At 41.4% G+C, this 19,189-nt stretch carries 17 protein-coding genes; 5 read left to right on the forward strand and 12 right to left on the reverse strand.

What is annotated here, in order from left to right; all coding sequences use genetic code 11:
- Positions 1-1,240 precede the first annotated feature (1,240 nt).
- Complete coding sequence (locus tag QHG57_RS09180; protein ID WP_330169590.1) at positions 1,241-1,582, reverse strand: hypothetical protein; 342 nt, start codon at positions 1,580-1,582, stop codon at positions 1,241-1,243.
- A gap of 1,559 nt (positions 1,583-3,141) precedes the next feature.
- On the opposite strand from QHG57_RS09180, the gene QHG57_RS09185 reads away from it, so the two are divergent.
- From QHG57_RS09185 to QHG57_RS09195, 3 genes are all read left to right on the forward strand, one after another.
- Complete coding sequence (locus QHG57_RS09185) at positions 3,142-3,513, forward strand: helix-turn-helix domain-containing protein (protein ID WP_330168043.1); 372 nt, start codon at positions 3,142-3,144, stop codon at positions 3,511-3,513.
- A 1,013-nt stretch (positions 3,514-4,526) separates the two neighbouring features.
- Complete coding sequence (locus QHG57_RS09190; protein ID WP_330169156.1) at positions 4,527-4,898, forward strand: helix-turn-helix domain-containing protein; 372 nt, start codon at positions 4,527-4,529, stop codon at positions 4,896-4,898.
- 1,782 nt (positions 4,899-6,680) lie between these two features.
- Positions 6,681-7,052, forward strand: a complete 372-nt coding sequence (locus QHG57_RS09195; RefSeq protein WP_330169157.1) for a helix-turn-helix domain-containing protein — start codon at positions 6,681-6,683, stop codon at positions 7,050-7,052.
- A 175-nt stretch (positions 7,053-7,227) separates the two neighbouring features.
- On the opposite strand, the gene QHG57_RS09200 is transcribed toward QHG57_RS09195, so the two are convergent.
- The 4 genes from QHG57_RS09200 to QHG57_RS09215 form a co-directional block, all read right to left on the reverse strand.
- Positions 7,228-8,031 (reverse strand): phage major capsid protein, encoded by an 804-nt coding sequence (locus tag QHG57_RS09200; protein ID WP_330169158.1) that lies wholly within the window; start codon positions 8,029-8,031, stop codon positions 7,228-7,230.
- Positions 8,032-9,202: 1,171 nt separating this feature from the next.
- Entirely contained in the window at positions 9,203-11,782 is a 2,580-nt protein-coding gene (gene clpB / locus QHG57_RS09205; protein WP_330169159.1) for an ATP-dependent chaperone ClpB, read from the reverse strand.
- A gap of 198 nt (positions 11,783-11,980) precedes the next feature.
- Complete coding sequence (locus tag QHG57_RS09210) at positions 11,981-12,256, reverse strand: hypothetical protein (RefSeq protein WP_330169160.1); 276 nt, start codon at positions 12,254-12,256, stop codon at positions 11,981-11,983.
- A gap of 57 nt (positions 12,257-12,313) precedes the next feature.
- Positions 12,314-12,469 carry a hypothetical protein gene (locus QHG57_RS09215; protein WP_330169161.1) on the reverse strand — a complete coding sequence of 52 codons (156 nt, stop codon included), beginning with the start codon at positions 12,467-12,469 and terminating at the stop codon, positions 12,314-12,316.
- An 890-nt stretch (positions 12,470-13,359) separates the two neighbouring features.
- Here QHG57_RS09215 and QHG57_RS09220 point away from each other — a divergent pair.
- A complete protein-coding gene (locus QHG57_RS09220; protein WP_330168050.1) occupies positions 13,360-13,536 on the forward strand; it encodes a hypothetical protein in 177 nt (58 codons plus the stop codon).
- 568 nt (positions 13,537-14,104) lie between these two features.
- On the opposite strand, the gene QHG57_RS09225 is transcribed toward QHG57_RS09220, so the two are convergent.
- The 3 genes from QHG57_RS09225 to QHG57_RS09235 form a co-directional block, all read right to left on the reverse strand.
- Positions 14,105-14,263 (reverse strand): hypothetical protein, encoded by a 159-nt coding sequence (locus QHG57_RS09225; RefSeq protein WP_330169162.1) that lies wholly within the window; start codon positions 14,261-14,263, stop codon positions 14,105-14,107.
- Positions 14,264-14,497: 234 nt separating this feature from the next.
- Positions 14,498-14,779, reverse strand: coding sequence for a hypothetical protein (locus tag QHG57_RS09230; RefSeq protein WP_330169163.1), 282 nt, complete (start codon positions 14,777-14,779; stop codon positions 14,498-14,500).
- Between the two features lie 53 nt (positions 14,780-14,832).
- Positions 14,833-14,955 carry a hypothetical protein gene (locus QHG57_RS09235; protein ID WP_330169164.1) on the reverse strand — a complete coding sequence of 41 codons (123 nt, stop codon included), beginning with the start codon at positions 14,953-14,955 and terminating at the stop codon, positions 14,833-14,835.
- 432 nt (positions 14,956-15,387) lie between these two features.
- On the opposite strand from QHG57_RS09235, the gene QHG57_RS09240 reads away from it, so the two are divergent.
- Positions 15,388-15,759 (forward strand): helix-turn-helix domain-containing protein, encoded by a 372-nt coding sequence (locus QHG57_RS09240; protein WP_330169165.1) that lies wholly within the window; start codon positions 15,388-15,390, stop codon positions 15,757-15,759.
- Positions 15,760-15,975: 216 nt separating this feature from the next.
- Here QHG57_RS09240 and QHG57_RS09245 read toward each other — a convergent pair whose 3' ends face one another.
- The 4 genes from QHG57_RS09245 to QHG57_RS09260 all read right to left on the reverse strand — a co-directional run bounded on the left by QHG57_RS09245 (position 15,976) and on the right by QHG57_RS09260 (position 18,911).
- Positions 15,976-16,119 (reverse strand): hypothetical protein, encoded by a 144-nt coding sequence (locus tag QHG57_RS09245; protein ID WP_330168054.1) that lies wholly within the window; start codon positions 16,117-16,119, stop codon positions 15,976-15,978.
- A gap of 329 nt (positions 16,120-16,448) precedes the next feature.
- Positions 16,449-17,684, reverse strand: coding sequence for an MFS transporter (locus tag QHG57_RS09250; RefSeq protein WP_330169591.1), 1,236 nt, complete (start codon positions 17,682-17,684; stop codon positions 16,449-16,451).
- Between the two features lie 580 nt (positions 17,685-18,264).
- Positions 18,265-18,663, reverse strand: coding sequence for a type II toxin-antitoxin system VapC family toxin (locus QHG57_RS09255; RefSeq protein WP_330169166.1), 399 nt, complete (start codon positions 18,661-18,663; stop codon positions 18,265-18,267).
- Entirely contained in the window at positions 18,660-18,911 is a 252-nt protein-coding gene (locus QHG57_RS09260; RefSeq protein ID WP_330168056.1) for an AbrB/MazE/SpoVT family DNA-binding domain-containing protein, read from the reverse strand. Before QHG57_RS09260 ends, QHG57_RS09255 begins: the two co-directional genes overlap by 4 nt.
- Between the last annotated feature and the right edge of the window lie 278 nt (positions 18,912-19,189).

The raw sequence follows: 19,189 nt of genomic DNA on the forward strand, positions 1-19,189 counted from the left end.
AGGATCATGCTTCTCCGGTTCACTATTTTTTACATTCACTGGTACAATCTCGATACGCGAAACTGTTTTAACCTCTCCACACCTTCAATAACGAGAAAAAAACCAAACCTTCACAAAAAATCCAAAACAGTAGATAACATCACGGATCCTAAGTATTGTATCTCTCGGGGATCACCTCTTCAGCACACGCCCCCGCCTGTCATCGCCCATAAAAGCCGGCGTCTCCCCCCACGTAGGAAGCCCCAATATCTCCCACCGACATATTCTGCTCTCCAGTAAACGCCCAAACATCACAACTCCCTCTTCAAGCCTCCATTGTCGAAGGATCATGCGCCCACCAAAACACACTATCTCACAAGCATAACACTTCTCTCAAGTTTCACGCCTCTCACCCATCATAACACTATCCCGTCCCCCAATACCCAGCACCAAATCCTCTCTAGCACACGCCCTTACGCATCATTCACCTAAAAAGCCCCACACCTTCCAGTATCACGAGCACCTCAAGCAGGAGATAGCCTCTGCTTCAATCCCCTCAAGACAAACAATCACAAAAGCAACCCCCTTGTAGAAACGTCACCCCACATCATCCACCTCAGCCTAACATTTTCCAATATCACAAGCCTCCATTGTCGAAGGATCATGCTTCTCCGGTTCACTATTTTTTGCATTCACTGGTACAATCTCGATACGCGAAACTGTTTTAACCTCTCCACACCTTCAATAACGAGAAAAAAACCAAACCTTCACAAAAAATCCAAAACAGTAGATAACATCACGGATCCTAAGTATTGTATCTCTCGGGGATCACCTCTTCAGCACACGCCCCCGCCTGTCATCGTCCATAAAAGCCGGCGTCTCCCCCCCCCCACGTAGGAAGCCCCAATATCTCCCACCGACATATTCTGCTCTCCAGTAAACGCCCAAACATCACAACTCCCTCTTCAAGCCTCCATTGTCGAAGGATCATGCGCTCACCAGAACACACTATCTCACAAGCATAACACTTCTCTCAAGTGTCACGCCTCTCACCCATCAAAACACTATCCCGTCCCCCAATACCCAGCACCAAATCCTCTCTAGCACACGCCCTTACGCATCATTCACCTAAAAAGCCCCACACCTTCCAGTATCACGAGCACCTCAAGCAGGAGATAGCCTCCGCTTCAATCCCCTCAAGACAAACAATCACAAAAGCAATCCCCTTGTAGAAACGTCACCCTACATCATCCACCTCAGCCTAACATTTTCCAATATCACAAGCCTCCATTGTCGAAGGATCATGCTTCTCCGGTTCACTATTTTTTGCATTCACTGGTACAATCTCGATACGCGAAACTGTTTTAACCTCTCCTTCCCCAGCCCCCTGAAGAGGCAACACTTTTGCAAGAAGCGAAAAAAACGGTACGGGATTATTTAGAGCATGATACTGAAGATAAGACACCAGCCCATCTTCACCATAGTGATAGCCAGCCTGCTCCGCCGCTGTCAGAAGAGCTTCATTAAATCGCTTTGTTGTTTTATTCAAAGCCCCTTTTTTCCGCCCTCTTCGACGTAAGGGAAGACTATGTTCATCTACCATCATCATGTTCCTTCCAATTAAAGAGAAACAAAAGCCTCAGACACAAAAAATAATATGTGAAAATCAGCAAGGAAACCTCAAAAGCAACCAGCAATTAAAAAAATGAGACACACCCTAAAAGATTACCCCCCACAAAGCACAAATCCCCAGCATCATTTTACAGATCATCGTTTTTACGCTTTTACATTAACACAGAACAAAGCCAAACGAAACTCCCATCCATCACCCCGCACCGCTCTGTAAACACTGGTCTGCAATAATCTGATTTCTCGTCTATCAACTTCCCCTGCTGATTATTTCATATAGCTATCCCACACCTCAAAGAATGGTGTTATCAGACACGACAGATAAGCTCTGATCTACAATTCCACTTTAAAAAGCAAATTTTTCTCTGCTGGATAAAGCTTCCACCCCGCACCTGTTTTAAACTATAATCCAGCCTCTTACCCAGTAAATCCCCCTACTGACATTAGATTACCCCCCCTCAAACAACTCTATTTTACGATATAACCGTATAGCCAATCTTTTAATTGTTTTTACCAATCCCTTGAAATTACTTTATCACTTAAAGTGTAATTTTGATCGTCCACGCACCGATCAAGAGGGAAAACAAGCCCTAAACCCTAGCGTAAAAATGAACCCACTCTTGTGGGTGTCCCGGAATTCCGGGAGATTTTGCACTATCCAAGTGCTTGTAAGCACTAAAAGCAAAAAGCTGAGTCAAGTCAGTGCTTTCAACCTCCCGAAATACCAATGCGAGGGCGCTCGCAACCGGAGGGGGCACAAAGTGCAAACCAAAAATCCACATTTTAACGACATTTCTGATTAAGCAAAAAACGCGATTTATAATCCATATTTCGCACTTTTTTAAAAAGGACCCAATCTTATAGTCTTGAGATTATTTTAATTTTCTTGCCAATCTTCTGAAATTACTTTATGAATTAGCTTGTGTTTTTGATCGTCCACGCAACGGTCAAATAGGGAGTTGAAGCCCTAAGTTCTACAAAAATTAGCCCGCTTTGCGGGTATCCCGGAATTCCGGGAGTTTTTGCTATGTCCAAGTGCCACAAGCACTAAAAGCAAAAAAGCTGATTCGAGTTCAGTATTTTCAACCTCCCGGAATACCAATGCGAGGGCGCTCGCAACCAGAGGGGGCACAAAGTGCAAACCAAAAATCCACATTTTAACGACATTTCTATAGGTAAAAGAATCCGTTTACCCAGTAAATCCCCCTACTGACATTAGATTTCCCCCCCCAAACAACTCTATTTTACAATATAACCGTATAGCAAATATTTTAATTTTCTTGCCAATCTTCTGAAATTGTCTTATGAAGGAATACTGTAAGTTTGGTCGTATACGCAATGACCAATAGGGAACTGAAAACCCGAAGACTTGACACATAAATTTGTCCCACTCTTGTGGGTGTCCCGGAATTCCGGGAGATTTTGCTATGTCCAGGTGTTCTCAACACTAAAAGCAAAAAGCTGAGTCAAGTCAGTGTTTTCAGACTCCCGGAATACCAATGCGAGGGCGCTCGCAACCGGAGGGGGCACAAAGTGCAAACCAAAAATCCACATTTTAACGACATTTCTATAGGTAAAAGAATCCGTCACAGACGCATTGCCATGGGGCTTTCCCAAAAGGAATTAGGAACCCATTTAAGCGTCAGTTTCCAACAAATCCAGAAATACGAAAAAGGCTCCAATCGTGTAAGTGCCGGACGTTTACAGGAAATCGCCAACATCCTGAAAGTCCCTATTACCTTCTTTTATGCCGATATTGCTACAAAAGAAGATATTCCCACAAAAGAAACTCTCTCACACCATGATCAAGAAACATACAGCGAAAAAGAACACGCTCTTTTAAAAAATTTTAGAGAACTCCAGCCGAAAAAACAAAAAGCAATCTTGTGGTTAGTTTCTGATTAGACAAAAGCGTAGCCATTAACACCCTTCGCCAACATATTCAACCCAACACCCCTCAATAAAACTCATGCCACATCTCAAAAGACAACATTTCAAGGAATCTTAAAAACAAGTCCTATCCTCTTCTTCACTCTTTTTCCCCTATTTTCTCCCTATATGCCATACCATGATAAAAGCCAAAACGCCCAAATCCTCCGTATCATGTTACAGATCCACGTTTTTACGCTTTTGCATCTTTACGAAAAAGCAACCCTCCACTGCTCAGTAAACGATAACCAAAATCTTGCCCAGCCCCCTTGGCTTCCCACTTCATATGCCTCAGATCACCACACCTTAGAACAACACTCTTTTACAAATGTGTAGCATAGCCAATCTTTTAATTGTTTTTACCAATCCCTTGAAATTACTTTATCACTTAAAGTGTAATTTTGATCGTCCACGCACCGATCAAGAGGGAAAACAAGCCCTAAACCCTAGCGTAAAAATGAACCCACTCTTGCGGATATCCCGGAATTCCGGGAGATTTTGCACTATCCAAGTGCTTGTCAGCACTAAAAGCAAAAAGCTGACTCGGATTCAGTACCTTTAACTCCCGGAATACCAATGCGAGGGCGCTCGCAACCGGAGGGGGCACAAAGTGCAAACCAAAAATCCACATTTTAACGACATTTCTGATTAAGCAAAAAACGCGATTTATAATCCATATTTCGCACTTTTTTAAAAAGGACCCAATCTTATAGTCTTGAGATTATTTTAATTTTCTTGCCAATCTTCTGAAATTGTCTTATGAAGGAATACTGTAAGTTTGGTCGTATACGCAATGACCAATAGGGAACTGAAAACCCGAAGACTTGACACATAAATTTATCCCGCTTTGCGGGTATCCCGGGATTCCGGGAGTTTTTGCTATGTCCAAGTGCGTTTTCGCACTAAAAGCAAAAAGCTGATTTAGGTTCAGTATTTTCAACCTCCCGGAATACCAATGCGAGGGCGCTCGCAACCGGAGGGGGAGCAAAGTGCAAACCAAAAATCCACATTTTATCGACATTTCTATAGGTAAAAGAATCCGCCATAGACGCATTGCAATGAGGCTTTCTCAAAAAGAATTAGGAAGCCATTTAGGTGTCAGTTTCCAACAAATCCAGAAATACGAAAAAGGCTCCAATCGTGTAAGTGCAGGGTGTTTGCTGAAAATCGCCAATATACTGGATGTCCCTATTACCTTCTTTTATGCCGATATTGCTACAAAAGAAGATATTCCCACAAAAGAACATGCCTCACCCCATGCTCAAGAAACATACAGCGAAAAAGAACACGCCCTTTTAAAAAACTTTAGAGAGCTCCAGCCGAAAAAACAAAAAGCAATCTTGTGGTTAGTTTCTGATTAAACAAAAGCGTAGCCATCAACATATTCGCCAATATTCCCCTTCGCCAATATTCCCTTGTGCCTAAAACCTTGCCCGCCAGATATCACCACATCTCAAAAAACGGTTTACGGAGCATCATAAGATACCACACATCAAAATAGGATAACAAACATCAAAACCTTGGGAAGAACTTCACTACTCTCACAGAATCTTATCAAGAGATCTCTTCTGACTTAAACGCACAATTCCGATTGTATCATTATGATAACTTTTTACATTTACCTTGTCAAGTTTTTATATTTTTCTTTTGATATTTTTGTGTTTTTCTTTAAGGAAGCCATATCCCTCAACACACCTCTCTTGCAAAACGCCGTTCCAGAAAAACACCCCTCATACAAAACGCAATATCCAAAACAACAAGAGCCTAAATAGGATTACCCCTAAATAGGATTACCCCTAAATAGGATTACCATTGTATTTTTCATTCACCCACTTATTAAAAAAACATCTTTCAATGCTTCTCACACCCATTTCACGGATATCCCCCATACAAATATAGACGCAAATATAATTGTTAAATTTCGCATAGAATACAAAAGCCAATCACGATTTTTCTTTCTTCACATCTCTTTACACATCCCCCTTCCAATCCGTTCACAGCTATTCCCACACTCTCCTCTCCAACCAACGCACTTCAACAGCACTCTTCATCCCAGCTTTCGCCTCCAGTCTACACACCCTTCACCTCTCCAATCCTTCTCACCACTTCATACCATGACAAAAAACACGCACAATATATAAATCCACAAATCCTCCGCATCATTTTACAGATTCACATTTTTACGCTTTTACACATTCACAGAACACAGCCAAATAAAATTTCCACATCACCACTCCGCACTGCTCTGTAAACAAGGGGCTGCAAACGAACAAAGCTTTTTGCCTAGTACCCTTAAACTTCAAATCCCCCTCAAACAACAGCACTTCATCAAGCTCAACAAATCAAGCCCACTCTCCTTAAACCGCCATCCTTCATCCCTTCGCGCCACCACCTCTTATCCACACTCTCCTCCTATCCATGCGCACTCTCTTCATCCTCCATTCCCCCTTTTCTCTCCCATCACACACTTAACAACTGAACAGCACTCTTCCTCCCAGCTTCCTCCTCCAGTTTGCACACTCTTCACCTTTCCAATCCTCGCACCACATTCCACGCCCCCAAAAGCCCAACGTGACCAAAAACACGCACAATATATAAATCCACAAATCCTCCGCATCATTTTACAGATTCACATTTTTACGCTTTTACACATTCACAGAACGCAGCCAAATAAAATTTCCACATCACCACTCCGCACTGCTCTGTAAACAAGGGGCTGCAAACGAACAAAGCTTTTTGCCTAGTACCTTACAGTCTTCAGCCCCCCCCTCAAACAACAGCACTTCATCAAGCTCAACAAATCAAGCCCTGCCCTTCAAATATTCTAGCTCTTCACCCCCTTCAAAGAGCAATGTTCTACAGCATAATAGAATAGAAAATTTTTGATTTTTCTTGCTAATCTTCTGAAATTCCTTTATCACTTAAAGTGTAATTTTGGTCGTCTACGCACCGATCAAGAGGGATTAAAGGTCCTAAATCCGAGCCTAAAAACAAACCCGCATTGCGGGTATCCCGGAATTCCGGGAGATTTTGCTATGTCCAGGTGCTTCTCAGCACTAAAAGCAAAAAGCTGACTCGGATTCAGTACCTTTAACTCCCGGAATACCAATGCGAGGGCGCTCGCAACCGGAGGGGGGCTTGAAGTGCCAACTAAAAATCCACATTTTATCGACATTTTGATAGGCAAAAGGATCCGTCATAGACGCATTGCAATGGGAGTTTCCCAAAAAGAATTAGGAAGCTATTTAGGCGTCAGTTTCCAACAAATCCCAAAATACGAAAAAGGCTTCAATCGTGTAAGCGCAGGGTGTTTACTAAAAATTGCCAACATACTAGATGTCCCCGTGAACTTTTTTTATGCAGACCTTGCCACAAAAGAAGATCTTTCAACAAAAGAAATTCTCTTACACCACGATCAAGAAACATACAGCGAAAAAGAACAGGCACTTTTAAAAAACTTTAGAGAGCTCAAAACGAAAAAACAAAAAGCAATCTTGTGGCTCATTTCTGATTAAGCAAAAGCGCAACGATCAACATTATTCCATTCATATCCCCCCCTTAAGTCGAATTCAAACCAGCTCCCCACACCCCTTCAAAGAGCAATGTTTTATGGAAGGTAGGATAATCAACTGCATCTTTGTTGTCACTTATAATTTTCCAATGACTTTTGAATGCCTCTATTAATCTTTTTTATAGCACTTTTACTCTTTTTAAAGCTTCTTTCTCTGCTTCTTCTTTTAACTTCATGCCATTGGCACCTTCGTACCTTTTTATTGTTTTTTCAATCTGATCATCAGTCCCTGCTTTAAAGACAATCATTGTTTCAAACGGACGAAATAATGACGATTGCGAAATATGAAAAAAGATATTCGTGCGCAAATTGCTTGGATCAAACTCGCTATCCTCTTTTCTTTCTAAGTCATGGATAGATATCGCTTTTTTTGACATAGCAAGACCAATAACATCGCTATTTTTCTCACCAAAATCTTCCACTGTTAAAAGGTTATTTTTAGCGTCACAAACTGTCGATATATTCATGACTTCGTTAAGAACTTGATCATTTATGTCAAATTGAGCATCTATGCTAAAAATGAATACAAGATCACGCAAAGAACAAGCTTTTTGAAAATAACAAGCATTGTACAAACGTGAGGGAATCCCAAGACATCTGACTGCTCGTCGAATGATTTTTATAGCGAGCTCATATGATTTTTCATCTAAACGATGATCACGAATGTCTGGAATGTAGATTTCTTGTGTTTCTTGTAACGGTGCAACTTCACTGTTTAATGCACTATCAATAAGCTTTTCTAACCAATTGTAACTCTCAATATTATCCTGATCTCGGAAGAACGATCTGATCTCTTCTAAAAGATTGTACAGCCCATACTCTTCTCTAAAAGCACGCTCTGTTCGATCACACGTCATTGGAAATGGATAGGACTCTTTTCGTTTGACCGGTATAGATGATGCTTCAATTTTTGGATCATTCACTTTAAATTGATCAACGCTTTCTCCACTTTTAACAGGTATCGAATGCTCACCTCTAATAGTATCAAAAACTCTCTCCCCTTGCTCCTCACTAAAAGAAATGCCTTATTCAAGAAACATCTTTAATGGATTGGAATCATCCGGTGTTAACGACATATCCTGTATTAAAGACTCCAAAATTTTCTATTGAAGCTTATCATCACTTATTAACGAATCTTTCCTATCCTCATAGAAATCCTTTAAGCCTTCTGGAATATGCCAATTGTAACTCTTAACGTCCTTTGCAAACCAGCTGTTAATTATTTCCTTGTTTGTGGCTAATTTCATGAGATTATGCCCCCCATTTAAATTTCAAATGATCCTTTTGATCAATAAACTCCAATACAGTTTTTATTAAAGTTCTTGAAAAAAGTTCATTATCTTTTTATTTTACTTAATATTTACCATATTATAGTTTATTAGCAAATAAGTAAAGTAAGATATAGATGATATTTTTAATATACACCTTCACTTAAACTTGCTTTTATAACACGAATAGCGAAAATTTTAACAAAAAACAGGTTAGAGGTCTTGTTTTTTAAGTCTTTATCTTGATTAAAAAACTGCAAAGTAGCAAACTTGATTGTGCAGATAATCATGCTCCATCATCTATTAGCCACCGACAAGAGTATGATCAATACAAACAGTTTAAAAAACTTTCAGCAAAATTTTAAAGCAGAAAAACGCACATCACCGAAAAAATGAGAGAGCAGTGCATTTTACGCATCCTCCACCTTTTGCTTAAACAGCGAAACTCCAATCCATCGTCAAAATATCTTCGTCTAAAATTCCCATGCCACAGATCAGCCCCCTCAAAGAGCAATGTTTTACGGCAGATAAACGGCATTTCTCTTTAACGCTTTTACGCACAAAGCAATAAAGCAATAAAGCAATCCCGCTTGTGACTTCACTTATAACATTGCAAGAAAATAGTTTTCACGACAAACAGAAGTAAAAGAATCCTACGTTATTCGGAACGCTCGTTTAACATGCAAAAACACCGACCACTCCCTTTGCTTTGCAATAAAACACCGCTGTCTCATCGTGAATTTTTCTAAATCAGGCACGCCTCAAAGAGCGGTGTTTATCACATAATAGGGTTAACACCGCCCTTATAGCGTGAATTTCTCAAAACTTAATCTTCAGGCAAAAATTCCAACCGATCACCTTGTTTTGTAATGTTCACTGCCGTCTCGTCATGAATTTCTCCAAACAAGATTTTCTCTGCGAGAGGATCTTGAATTTCCTTTTGGATAATCCGTTTAAGTGGACGTGCCCCATACAGGGGATCATAGCCTTTATCAGCAAGGAATCGTCGTACTTCTGGTTCGATATGCAAAGTTATGTTGCGTTCATTGAGCAAATTTTGCAAATGTTCTATCTGAATATCGACGATAGCTTCCATATCCTTGCGTTGCAGCCGCTGAAAAAGAATAATCTCATCAATACGGTTTAAAAATTCAGGACGGAAAGCTGCTTTCACAACATTCATGACATCATTTTTTGCCTGATCGGTTGTTTGTCCTTCAGGCAGCGCGGTTAAAAACTCAGCACCGAGGTTTGAGGTCATAATCAGCAAGGTATTACGAAAATCGACGGTTCGTCCTTGACTATCGGTCAAACGTCCCTCATCCAGCACTTGCAACAAGAGATTAAAAATATCAGGATGTGCTTTTTCAATTTCGTCGAACAGAATAACTTGATAAGGTCTTCTTCGCACAGACTCTGTCAGCACGCCGCCTTCTTCATATCCGACATATCCAGGTGGCGCTCCAATCAGCCGCGCCCCAGCATGCTTTTCCATATATTCCGACATATCGATACGCAACATGGCATTGGGATCTTGGAAAAGAAACGCGGCGAGTGCTTTGGTTAATTCGGTTTTTCCAACACCGGTAGGTCCCAAGAACATGAAAGAGCCAAGCGGACGATTGGGATCTTGCAACCCCGCACGGGCGCGGCGTACAGCACGAGCAACAGCTTGAACAGCTTCTCCCTGCCCCACGACACGGGTTGCAATTTCATCTTCCATCCGCAAGAGCGCCTCACGTTCTGCTTCAAGCATCCGATCAACAGGAATCCCAGTCCAGCGTGAAACGATACGCGCCACATGTTCAGCAGTGACCGTTTCTTCGACGAGATGATTTTGTTGGTCATCATTTTCCGCCAAAGTCAATTGTTTTTCGAGTTCAGGGATAACGCTATAGGCGAGCTCTCCAGCTTTTTGGAATTGTCCATCACGCTGTGCAATAGCCAAAGCATTGCGTGCTTCTTCGAGTTGTTTTTTCAAATCAGCAGCATGCCCTAATTTTTGCTTTTCAGCCTGCCAAGCCGTTGTCATCTCAGCGGACTGTTGTTCTAAGGTATTCAGTTCCTCTTGCACATTTTTCAAACGTTCTTTTGCTGTTGGCTCCACATCTGTTTTCAAAGCTTCGCGTTCAATCTTCAACTGTAAAATACGCCGATCAACGGCATCGAGTTCTTCCGGTTTTGAATCGACCTGCATCCGCAAGCGTGCCGCCGCTTCATCGATAAGATCAATCGCTTTATCCGGCAAGAAGCGATCTGTAATATAACGGGAAGAGAGCCGTGCCGCCGCAATCAAAGCACTATCTGCCAAACGCACTTTGTGGTGCTGTTCATATTTTTCCTTAATACCGCGCAAAATAGAGATGGTATCCTCTAAAGAGGGTTCAGGTACAAAGACAGGCTGGAAGCGCCGTGCAAGAGCAGCATCTTTTTCAACATATTTTCGATATTCATCCAAAGTAGTAGCCCCCACACAATGGAGTTCTCCGCGTGCAAGAGCTGGTTTTAGCAAGTTGGAAGCATCCATAGGACCATCGGATTTTCCAGCCCCAACGAGATTATGCAATTCATCGATAAAGAGGATAATCTGCCCATTTTCAGTTTGCACCTCTGCCAGCACTGCTTTGAGGCGCTCTTCGAATTCCCCACGATATTTTGCACCCGCAATAAGCGCTCCCATATCGAGAGCATGAAGCTGTTTATCGCGCAAAGTTTCAGGTACATCGCCATTAACAATGCGCAACGCCAATCCTTCCACGATAGCAGTTTTCCCCACCCCTGGTTCACCGATCAGCACAGGATTATTTTTTGTCCGCCGTGAAAGCACCTGAATGGTGCGTCGAATTTCTTCTTCTCGCCCAATGACAGGGTCGAGTTTTCCTTCGCGTGCATCTTTTGTCAAATCACGCGCATATTTTTGCAGAGCATCATATTGGCTTTCGGCATGGGGGCTTGTTGCTGTTTTTCCCTTCCGCAAATCATTAATAGCCTGATTAAGCGCTTGCGCTGTCAACCCTCCACTTGTGAGAACATCAGCAGTTTTTGCGGTCTTTTCCATGATCAGTGCTTGCAGCACACGCTCGACGGTAACAAACTGATCACCGGCTTTTTTCGCCAGATCTTCTGCCATATTAAAGACCTTTGCCAACGGCTGAGACAAATAGAGCTGCCCATTCCCCCCTTGTACTTTTGGCAAAGCATCAAGTGCTTCATTAAGCACCTTTCGAATAAGAGTAAGATCACCACCTGCTTTTTGAATCAGTGACGCTGCCAACCCTTGAGAATCGTCTAACAACACTTTCAACAGATGCTCCGGCATAAACTGCTGATGATCAGAAGCAAGAGCACTATTTTGTGCGGATTGTAAAAAACCTTGCAACCGTTCGCTATATTTTTCTAGGTTCATTTTTTTTCCTTAAATCTCAAGCCACCACCGCACTTCAAACTCCCCAAACATTCCACAAAAGAGGCATCTTCAAAGGACCGGCTCCCCCCCACAAAACACCGCAAAATGACGCCGCATGAAGAAGAACCGGAGTGCTAAAAAGAATATGGGTCCTCACAAGCCTCATAGCAAGAGGAAGAGAAAGGCACACTGTCATTTTTAAATAAAAACTGCAACTCCCCCAACCCCACCAGCACACCCCTCACCAACACAACCCCCGCCAGCACACCCCCCCACTATCACAGCCCCCACCATCACAACCCTCACCATCACAGCCCCCGCCATCACAGCCCCCACTAGCACAACCCCCGCCAGCACAACCCCACCAGCACAACCCTCACCAGCACAACCCCCGCCAGCACAGCCCCCACCAGCACAAACCCCCACCAGCACAAGCCCCACCAGCACAGCCCCCGCCATCACAACCCCCACCATCACACCCCCGCCATCACAGCCCGCGCCAGCACAAGCCCCACCAACACACCCCCGCCATCACAGCCCCGCCATCACAGCCCCGCCATCACAGCCCCCACCAGCACAGCCCGCACCATCACAACCCTCACCATCACACCCCCGCCAGCACACCCCCCGCCAGCACAACCCCGCCAGCACAACCCCCCACCAGCACAATCTTACAAGTAAAACCACAACATCAGTACGTCATTATTAATGAATTTAATTTGAATAAAAGCAAATACACCTCTTTATTTTTAAAAAAGCGTATTTAAAGACATGTAATTAAGAGTAAAATAAAAAGTATTTATTATATTTTTTATTTAAAATACATAAAATATAATTATATTTACGGAATCATATTAAATTTATTAAATGAAATTAGGTTAAATATACAGTAAAGTAAAAAATATTCTTCTAATTCTTTTTTTCTCATAAGCAAGCCAAGCTACGCTGTTTTTGCTGGTAAAGTTGTCACGATGCAATATGAATGGCCTCACACATGTCATTTAATACATTCTTTCTTTCACCCAACAAATAACTTATGATGGTGGACCCCATTCCATCTATTTCTGGGAAAACCACTTTCAATTTCAAAATGGAAAAAGTGATTATATTGGTTTATTCAATAGAGGCACCCGCACCATTCACTTTTCTATCCGGAATGCCACAGGATGGAAGAGTGATCAATGTAACCATTTTACCCATGAGGACTCAGGAGTACGCTGTGAGATTGAATTTCCGTGGAAAATTGGAAGCCGATATAAATTAGATGTTTCCAAGAATGTAAATCTGGTTCCAGGAACAATAACCGATCTTATATCGGGTAAAAAACAATAGTTGGTATCATAGAACGACCAAGTACATTTGGCATGCTTCACAAATCTTATAATTTTGTTGAGGACCATTCTCGTTGGAAGAGGCAGCTTTCCTCCTGTTATGTATTAAGTCCACAAAGTTCAAGCTTTTTAAATCCTAGATCCCTGAAAAACAACACTCTATACGCAGCGACTTTGAAAGACTCTGTTCCAGGAAAATGTAAAGATCCTTACGTCGTCCAAACATCATATACATTCAGTTTTTGTATGAATAGTATAAGCGACCTTAGAGGTTTAGCCTCACCCGCAGCTGAACTGGAAGTCCCCATTTCCAATGGGAAAGATCTATCAGCACAAACTGTCTTTGACACATTGAAAAAAGAAGAACTTGTCATTATTCGTTCAAAAGATCGTGCTTGGGCACCTAATATCTTTCCCCCCTAAGCCCATTTCAGTAGAAATCAATCTTTATAGATCATCAAGCAGCTTACAGTTCTACACTTCATACCACTCACGGCACACAAAAGATAACCACAGGCCCCAAAATCATGTATATGTCTGATGAAAAAACTTGGAAAATTCTGAAACCAAACTAAGCTTTTTCTTCTTGATAAAACATAAATTCCTCACGCCCCTTTAAAAGCAAATGGGAGTGAAGTAGTTTTTTCATTTCCCCACCACTGTTTTTCTCCATTTCCAGTTACTTTTTCAAGCCCTGCTCTCATCCCATACCCTTGAACTTACCTCATCACCATGCTTTCCAGCGCATTTTTTCCACTCTCCCCCCTCTCAAAACCACATCACCCTTTAATAGAATCCTCAACTTCCACTCTCACCCCCTCACACCATCCCTTCACGCATCCCTTCGCACCACCCCGCCTCTTATCCCCCCTTCCTTTATCCCATACGCACTCTCTCCTCCTCCATTTCCTACACCCCTTCCCACACCCAAATACTTCCCCCGTTCCATCCCAACTTACCCTCCATTCACAAATGCATCCCCCTAGTTCTCTCACACCATTCCATTAATCTCCCTCGGCTTCATTCTGACACCCCACATCCTCTCACACCATTCCACACCATGATAAAAGCCCAACAAGCCCCAAGGGTACGCACAACACATAAATCCCCCACGTCCTTGAACTTCCACTCCACTTTTACAGATCCACATTTTCACGCCTTTACACATTTACAGAAAGAAGCCAACGAAACCTCCAAACCAACCACCGAACAATCCCTTATCTTAAAAAACATCCCCCTAAAAGACAAAACTTCCACCCCACATCCTCTCACCACCATTCCACACCATGCCAAAAGCCCAACATGACAAAAACACGCACAATACATAAATCCACAAATCCCCCACGTCCTTGAATTTCCCCTTCACTTTTACAGATCCACATTTTTACGCTTTTACATCTTTATAGAACGCAGCCAACGAAACCTCCAAACCAACCACCGAACAATCCCAAAAAATCCCCCAAAAGACAAAACTTCCACCCCACACCACTCTATAAACAATACCCCAACCTCTTACCCAACCAATATCTCCACCGTCAAATCCCCTCTCAAAGGACTGTACTTCAAAAGGCACTATAAACCAGTCCTCCCCTAAGATATTCAACACACTCTCTCCTCCAGTCACACACCACCCCCTTTCCATCCCAACTCCCCACATCCCCTTCATAGACTCTTCATCCCCACATCCCTCTCACACCATTCCATCAATCTCCCTCGGCTTCATTCTGACACCCCAATCTTCTCACCACCATTCCACACCATAATAAAAGCCCAACAAGCCCCAAGGGTACGCACAACACATAAATCCACAAATCCCCCTACGTCCTTGAACTTCCACTTCACTTTTACAGATCCACATTTTTACGCCTTTACACATTTACAGAAAGAAGCCAAATGAAACTTCCACCCAACCCCGCACTGCTCTGAAAACAATCCTCGACAACCCAGCTTCTTACCCAAGCCCCCCACGCTCTTCAGATCACTGCCTCTCCCAATCACGCCGTTTTATGACGTATTGATTTCTCTTGCCAATCTCCTGAAATTACTTTATCACTTGAAGTGTAATTTTGATCGTCTACGCAGCGATCAATAGGGAAGACAAGCCCTAAGTCCGAGCGTAAAAACGAACCCGCTTTGCGGATATCCCGGGATTCCGGGAGATTTTGCTATGTCCAAGTGCGTTTCCGCACTAAAAGCAAAATGCTGACTCGGACTCAGTACTTGTTACTCCCGGAATACCAATGCGAGGGCGCTCGCAACCGGAGGGGGTGCAAAGTGCCAACTAAAAATCCACATTTTATCGACTTTTCTATAGGCAAAAGAATCCGCCATAGACGCATTGCCATGGGGCTTTCCCAAAAAGAATTAGGAACCCATTTAGGCGTCAGTTTCCAACAAATCCAAAAATATGAAAAAGGTTTAAATCGTGTAAGCGCCAAATGTTTGCTGGAAATCGCCCAAAAACTGGAAGTCCCTATAAGCTTTTTTTATGCCGATATTACTACAAAAAAAGATCTTTCAACAAAAGAAACTCTCCTACACCACGATCAAGAAACATACAGCGAAAAAGAACACTCACTTTTAAAAAATTTTAGAGAACTCCAGCCGAAAAAACAAAAAGCAATTTTATGGTTGATCTCTGATTAGGAAAAAGCGCAACAACTCACATTATTTGCCAATATATCCACCCCCTATAAACTTCAGATCCCGCCCAAACGAGACTGTTTCATCAAAAGCGACAAATATGCCCTATTTTAAAATATTCTTGTCCCTTCACCACCCTAAAGTAAGATCACTGAAAGCACCGGTCAATCCCACTTCAAAAACGAAACTTCCCTCCATCACTTCATAGCCCCCTTCCCCTCACACCTTCTTTCCTCTCTCGTCAACACACCACCCCTCTTCATCCCAACTTACCCTCCATTCACAAATGCATCCCCCTAGTTCTCTCACCACCATTTCACACCATAATAAAAGCCCAACAAGCCCCAAGGGTACGCACAACACATAAATCCCCCACGTCCTTGAACTTCCGCTCCACTTTTACAGATCCACATTTTTACGCTTTTACATCTTTATAGAACGCAGCCGAACGTAACCTCCAAACCAACCACCGGACAATCCCAAAATCCCCCAAAAGACAAAACTTCCACCCCGCACCGCTCTATAAACAATAGTCTGTCAATAATTTAAATAGCTGGCCTAGCCAGATTCCACCACTAACCACTCATGCAGTTCAGGTCACCACCCTTTAAAGAACGGTGTTTTTACATCATGAACAGAATAATTAACGAACCGTCTTAGAAAAAAGAAACAGCATGGAGATATCAAATATATTAATGGTCGTCATCTACTGTCGTGTTAAGGGGTGTTAGCTCTTTATTTTTCTTACTTTTTATAACGCCAATCATACCAATAGAAATAATGAATGCAGACATCGCTAAAAAAGAGCTTAACAATCCCACGAGTGCAAAAAGTCCAGCAATAAAGCCAGACACTGCTTCCGCAGAGTTCGCTAAAGTTGAAAAAGTTCCAAAGCTCTTACCAAAATCTTCACGACGAGAATATAATTGAATAGCTGAGACTAAACTAATATCGACAAATGCACCAGTAAATCCTAAAATAAAAGCTAACACAAGAAGGAGTTTTAAATAAAGTTCTGCCGCTAAGGGTATAACAAACAGAATAACCCCATAAAGAAACCAAAATACCATGAGTTTCAAAGATGTAACATTGAATATAATTTTACGATATAACAAACCACCAACAATAGTTCCAACAGCCATGAGAGAAAAAATATAACTCACAAAGCTTTCCTCTCCCCCTATAGAGAGAACAAAAGCTGGAATTAAAAATCTTAAAATTGCCCCCGTAAAGAGAATAGCAAATGATGAGCCAACGAGCGTAATAAATAAATGTTTATTTTCAGTAGAAATATATTGAAGATAGAAAGCCGTTTCTCGATAAATTTTGATAAAATTGAATGATTTATTCTCACTTGTATTGAAATTCATGAGATTAAACAACAAGAGAATAGATATAAAATAGGTCAAAAAATCAAAAATGAGTACTGCCGATTTATTGGCGAAAAAAAGCAGTAGAGAACATACCAAAGGACCCATGACGGATGCAGTTTCCTCTATAATTTGTGCAAGGCTATTTGCCTTTGTCAAATCCTTTTCTGAAAACATTCTGGGAATAGCAGCTTGAAAACTTGGTTGGAAAATACTTCTTCCTATAGTTGTACATATTGCTGCGAAAATAAGAACAATAATATGTGCAGTCCCTGTTATAGTGGTTATAAAAACGAATAATGAAGCGAATAATCTCACCAATTCACTGAAGATCATATTTTTCTTCAAAGAAAAATTATCCGCTAACCAACCTCCTATAGGACCAAAAAAGAGAAAAGGGATAAATCGAAAAAAATACACAAGACCTATAAAAAAGGTGTTATCTGTTAATTCTAAGACCAGTAAAACAAAAACAACTTCATAAGCATAATCACCAACTTTAGAAATAAAGAGAGAAGAAAAAAGAGTTAATGGACTCTTTTTAAAAACTAAATTCATATCACCCATCCGATATTACACTTTTCTCCAGTTAAAGTTACACGCCTTTTAATACAATTGGTGATATGAACTTAAAAGGAACGCCCAATCAGTATTCAAAATATCCCCGCCTAATAAAGTATCCCATACCTGATATCGACCTAAAAGAGCAGTGTTTAGGGCATGATAGGATAAATTTATCATAGAACAGTGTCTTAACAAAAAAATCTTGAGATATTGTCTAGTATTGCGGACAATCAAATAACTGCCATTTAACAAAGAAGCCCTCAGATAAAGCAAAAAGCTTGAAATCCGAGGCTATTAAAACATTGAATACCAACACAATGTCAAAAAGCATGGCTAAACTAAATTAAAAAACTTAAACAGCAAAGAAAATCAATTAAAAAACTTCAAAAATATAGGTCCTTTAAGAGAAAAATGCTATAAGGTTAAAAAAGCGAGACCAGTCATTTCCTATACCCCCAGCCATTTTCTACACCCCAGCCATTTTCTATACCCCAGCCATTTCCTACACCCCAGTCATTCCTATACCCCAGTCATTTCCTATATCAATGACAACATCACGATCTTAAATTACGTATTAGGAAAGGAGTCTTGCTGACTGCCCATTTTTGGTTAACAAATCTATTGCTAATTTATCAAATGAAACAAAGGTTTTTCCGCCTAGCCAATGCCCCTCATAAAATATAATTCCATCAGCAAAATCTCCACCAGCCTCAAGCATAGCAAGTCCAGCTTCAACAGCTGGTCGATTCATGACGACATTACCCGTTTCCAGAAGATCGCGGACCATCAAAGCGACATCTTCTTTTGATAATTTCGCCCCACGGCAAAGTATCCAAACAAGTTCGCAAAGACAAGGCAAAGAAATAGCGATGAGAGAAGCTTCTCTCAAGATTTTACTTGCTATTTCACCTTGCTTTTTATCATCTTGTAAAACAGCGCGGACTAGAACATTTGTATCTACAGAAATCTTCATTTTTCCCCCGCCCAACCAGAAGCAGCAATTTCGTTCATTTCTTCAATGGTCAGTGTTTTTTTAACTTTTCCAGCAAATCGTCCAATAAAGCTATCAATTGTGCTTGTAGGCTGTGCTGCTTTTATACGAAGTTCACCACCTGGTAACTTGTCAAAACTGATCCGCTCACCTGGTTTAACACCAAGATGCTGGAGTAAATCCCGCTTCAGCGTCACTTGTCCTTTTGCTGTAACAGTTAATGAAGGCATAGAAAAATCCTCTTCGTATAGATATCGCTATTGAATATATATATATAAAATAATGAAAAATTCAATTACTTTTTAAAAATTGCCAAAGAGCCATAGGCTGATCCTAAACGTGAGGAATTGTAAAATATATTCGTTTTCATACCGAAATATATACCTGATTATACCCGAAAAATACGAGAACCTGAATTCCTCCCTGCGTTAAACAACGGTATTTTATAGCATAAGAGAATGTATTAAATTGAAGAGGATCATGTTCCATTATCCACTAACACAAGTGC

It is taken from the genome of Bartonella grahamii subsp. shimonis, from assembly GCF_036327415.1.
In the GTDB taxonomy this organism is placed as follows: Bacteria; Pseudomonadota; Alphaproteobacteria; order Rhizobiales; family Rhizobiaceae; genus Bartonella; species Bartonella shimonis.

Bases quoted from the DNA above. Each gene is read 5' to 3' on its own strand.
- clpB (WP_330169159.1), bottom strand. From the start codon at position 11,782: ATGAACCTAGAAAAATATAGCGAACGGTTGCAAGGTTTTTTACAATCC.
- QHG57_RS09230 (WP_330169163.1), bottom strand. From the start codon at position 14,779: ATGAAGGGGATGTGGGGAGTTGGGATGGAAAGGGGGTGGTGTGTGACT.
- QHG57_RS09255 (WP_330169166.1), bottom strand. From the start codon at position 18,663: ATGAAGATTTCTGTAGATACAAATGTTCTAGTCCGCGCTGTTTTACAA.
- QHG57_RS09225 (WP_330169162.1), bottom strand. From the start codon at position 14,263: ATGTGGATCTGTAAAAGTGGAGTGGAAGTTCAAGGACGTGGGGGATTT.
- QHG57_RS09260 (WP_330168056.1), bottom strand. From the start codon at position 18,911: ATGCCTTCATTAACTGTTACAGCAAAAGGACAAGTGACGCTGAAGCGG.
- QHG57_RS09220 (WP_330168050.1), top strand. From the start codon at position 13,360: ATGAATAGTATAAGCGACCTTAGAGGTTTAGCCTCACCCGCAGCTGAA.
- QHG57_RS09210 (WP_330169160.1), bottom strand. From the start codon at position 12,256: ATGGTGGGGGTTGTGATGGCGGGGGCTGTGCTGGTGGGGCTTGTGCTG.
- QHG57_RS09250 (WP_330169591.1), bottom strand. From the start codon at position 17,684: ATGAATTTAGTTTTTAAAAAGAGTCCATTAACTCTTTTTTCTTCTCTC.
- QHG57_RS09180 (WP_330169590.1), bottom strand. From the start codon at position 1,582: ATGGTAGATGAACATAGTCTTCCCTTACGTCGAAGAGGGCGGAAAAAA.